The sequence below is a fragment of the Actinomycetota bacterium genome (assembly GCA_041658565.1).
Lineage (GTDB): Bacteria > Actinomycetota > AC-67 > AC-67 > AC-67 > JBAZZY01.
In genome coordinates, this window is record JBAZZY010000069.1 from 1 (window position 1) to 3,437 (window position 3,437).

Consider the following 3,437-nt stretch of genomic DNA (forward strand, 5'->3'; position numbering starts at 1 on the left):
ATCGGCGCGCCGTTCAAGAATTACTTCACCGATCCGGAGCGGGCCGAGACGGGCATCAAGCTGGTGCTGAGCGAGAAGAAAATCACCAACTACGAACTCACCGCGCGGGCCAGAGACGGCAAGGAAACTGTGGTGTCCTACAACGCGACGACCTTCTACGACCGGGACAGGAGGTTGCAGGGCGTGTTCGCCGCGGCGCGCGACGTCACGGAGCTGAAACACTTCGAGCAAACACGCCAGAAAAACGTCGAGCTGGAAAACGCAAGCCGCATGAAGAGCGAGTTCCTCGCCAATATGTCTCACGAGCTGCGCACGCCGCTCAACGGCATCATCGGCTTCACCGAGTTCCTGATTGACGAAAAGCCCGGCCCGCTCCGGCCCAAGCAGAAGGAGTATCTGGGCGACGTGCTCAACAGCGCGCGCCACCTGCTCCAGCTCATCAACGACGTGCTCGACCTCGCCAAGGTCGAGGCCGGCAAGATGGAGTTGCACCCGGAGACCTTCCCCGTGCGCAAGGCCGTCGAGGAAGTCACCGCCGTTATCAAGAGCATCGCCCAAAAGAAGCACATTGCGCTGGGCATTGAGGTGAGCGACGGACTTGACGCCGTCACGCTCGACCAGCACAAGTTCAAGCAGGTGCTCTACAATCTGCTGTCCAACGCGGTGAAGTTCTCGGACGAAGGCGGCCGGGTGGCCATCCTCGCGCGCCTCATGGACCCGCACCAGCTCGAAGTGCAGGTCCGCGACACGGGCATCGGCATCAAGGCCGAGGACATCAACCGGCTCTTCACCGAGTTCGAGCAACTGGATTCCGGCACCGCGCGTCGCTTCGAGGGCACGGGACTCGGCCTGGCGCTGACGAAGAAGATCATCGAGTTCCAGGGCGGACGCATCGGCGTGGAAAGCGAACCGGGCAAGGGCAGTGTGTTCACCGTCGTCCTGCCGGTGATGACGGGAGAAGGGCAGACGGCATGAGCGCAAAAATCCTCGTCGTGGACGACAACCCCACCAATCTCAAGCTCGTCTCCGACGTGCTCGAATTCGAGGGCTACGACATCCTCAAGGCCGTGGACGCCGAGGAGGCGCAGGTCGTCCTCGCCGCCACCCTGCCCGACCTCATCCTCATGGACATCGCCCTGCCCGGCATGGACGGACTCACGCTCACGCGCAAACTCAAGGCCGAGGAGCGCACCCGCGGCATCCGCATCGTCGCGCTCACGGCCTTCGTCATGAAAGGCGACGACCAGAAGGCGTTCGACGCCGGTTGCGATGGCTACATCGCCAAGCCCATTGACACGCGCAAGCTGCCCGACCAGGTGGCCGGGTTTCTGGCTCGCGCAAGCGGTCAATCACGGAGAAGCCGCATGAAAATCCTCGTCGTCGAAGACCACGCTTTGGATCTCAAGCTCGCGGATCTCGTCCTGAGCACCGCCGGCCACGATGTCAGTGCGGTCGAGGCTGCCGAGCCGGCCTTCGCCGCCATCCAAGAAGACCGCCCGCAGCTCATCCTCCTCGACCTCGACCTGCCGGGCATGGACGGCCTCGCGCTGGCCCGCAAGCTCAAGGCCGACCCCGACATGCGCGACATCCACATCGTCGCTGTCACCTGCTATTCCGAACAATATCCGAAGGCCGCCGCCCTGGCTGCCAGGTGCGATGCCTACCTGCTGAAGCCGATCAACACACGTGAACTGTCCGACCAACTCACCGCCGTCGCCGAAGGAGGTGACGCGGTCAACTAGCAGGTGAAAGGAAGGCCCCATGAACCTCCTCATCGTTGACGACATTCCCACCGAACTGAAGCTGCTCCGCGCGCAGCTCGAAGCCGAAGGCCACGCAGTCTTCGAGGCCCATGACGGCGTGGACGCGCTCGCTCTGCTGGAGCGTCAGCGCGTGGACGTGGTCATCTCCGACATCCTCATGCCGCGCATGGACGGCTACCGTCTCTGCCACGAAATCCGCGCCAGCGCGGGGCCGCCCCTGCACGACCTGCCCATCATCCTCTACACGGCCACCTACACCTCGCCGAGCGACGAGAAGCTGGCGCTGGACGTGGGCGCGGACAAATACCTGAAGAAGCCCGCCTCCGTCGAAACACTCGTCGCCGCGTTGCACGAAGTCATCGCCAAGCCCCATGCCGGGCCGCGCCCCGAGGCGTTGCAGGAAATCGAAGTGCTCAAGGAATACAGCGAGCGGCTGGTGTCCAAGCTGGCGGAGAAGAACAGCGAGTTGATAGCCTCAGAGGTCAAGTTTCGCAGCTTGGTTGAGCAATCCATCGTCGGCATTTACATCATTCAGGATGACCAGTATGTTTACGTGAATCCAAAGATGGCGGAAATCTTCGGTCTGTCGGAGGAGGAGATGATTTCACGGACGTTCTACGACTTCCTCGTGCCGGAAGACCATGCATTGGCGCGCGAAAACATCCGCAAGCGGATTTCCGGCGAGGTGCAGAACATCCACTATTATCTGCGGGTGCTCCACCAGTCCGGGGCCGTGTTGCAGGTCGAGATTCACGGCAGCCAGATGGATTACAACGGACGGCCCGCGGTGATGGGGACGCTGATGGACATCACCGAGCGCAAGGCAGCGGAAGCCAGGATACGGCGCCTGAATCGCGTATACGCTGTGCTGAGCAGCATCGATTCGCTCATCGTGCGTGCGCGCGACCGCGACGAGCTGTTCAGGGAGGCGTGCCGGATCGCGGTCGAGGCGGGTGCATTCAAGATGGCGTGGATCGGCGTGATCGACCCGCAAACGCTGGACGGCAAGGTCGTCGCCTGGTCCGGCGGCGAGGAAGGCTACATCGACATTGTCAGGCTCACGGCGCGCGACGGCACGCCTCATAGCGAGCGGCCGGCCTGCCGCGCGTTGCGGCAGTTGCAGCCCGTCATCTGCAACGATATTGCGACGGACCCCTCCGTGGCCCCGCTTCGGGATGATCTGCTAAGAAGGGGGCACAAGTCCGTAGGATGCTTTCCACTGACGGTGACAGGACGGCCGGATGCGGTTATCGCGCTGCTTGCCGGCGAGCTCGATTTCTTCGACGACGAGGAGACGCGGCTGCTTCTGGAACTGGCTGGCAACATATCATTCGCGCTGGATCACATCGAAAAAGAGAAAAAGCTCAACTACCTTGCCTACTACGATGTGCTCACCGGACTCGCGAACCGCACTCTGTTTCTCGAGCGGGTGGCGCAGTACATACGCAGCGCTGTCAGCGGCGGACACAAGCTTGCCTTGTTCATGATCGATTTGGAGCGGTTCAAGAACATCAACGACAGCCTCGGCCGGCCCGCCGGCGACGCCCTCTTGAGGCAGGTGGCGGAGTGGCTGACGCGCAATGCGGCGGACAAAAACCTGTTGGCGCGAGTGGGTGCGGACCATTTTGCCGCGGTGCTGCCGGTAGTAAAGCAAGAAGGCGACGTGGCGCGGAT

Annotated in this window: 3 protein-coding genes; all 3 read left to right on the top strand. The window is 62.4% G+C overall.

What is annotated here, in order from left to right; all coding sequences use genetic code 11:
- Nucleotides 1–975 (top strand): ATP-binding protein (locus WDA27_14895; protein MFA5892210.1); only part of this gene is annotated, 975 nt, incomplete at its 5' end.
- Nucleotides 972–1,742 (top strand): response regulator, encoded by a 771-nt coding sequence (locus WDA27_14900; protein MFA5892211.1) that lies wholly within the window; start codon nucleotides 972–974, stop codon nucleotides 1,740–1,742. The genes WDA27_14895 and WDA27_14900, both read left to right, overlap by 4 nt.
- 19 nt (nucleotides 1,743–1,761) lie before the next feature.
- Nucleotides 1,762–3,437: PAS domain S-box protein (locus tag WDA27_14905; protein MFA5892212.1), on the top strand; the 1,676-nt coding region annotated here is incomplete at its 3' end.

Bases quoted from the DNA above. Each gene is read 5' to 3' on its own strand.
- WDA27_14900 (MFA5892211.1), top strand. From the start codon at position 972: ATGAGCGCAAAAATCCTCGTCGTGGACGACAACCCCACCAATCTCAAG.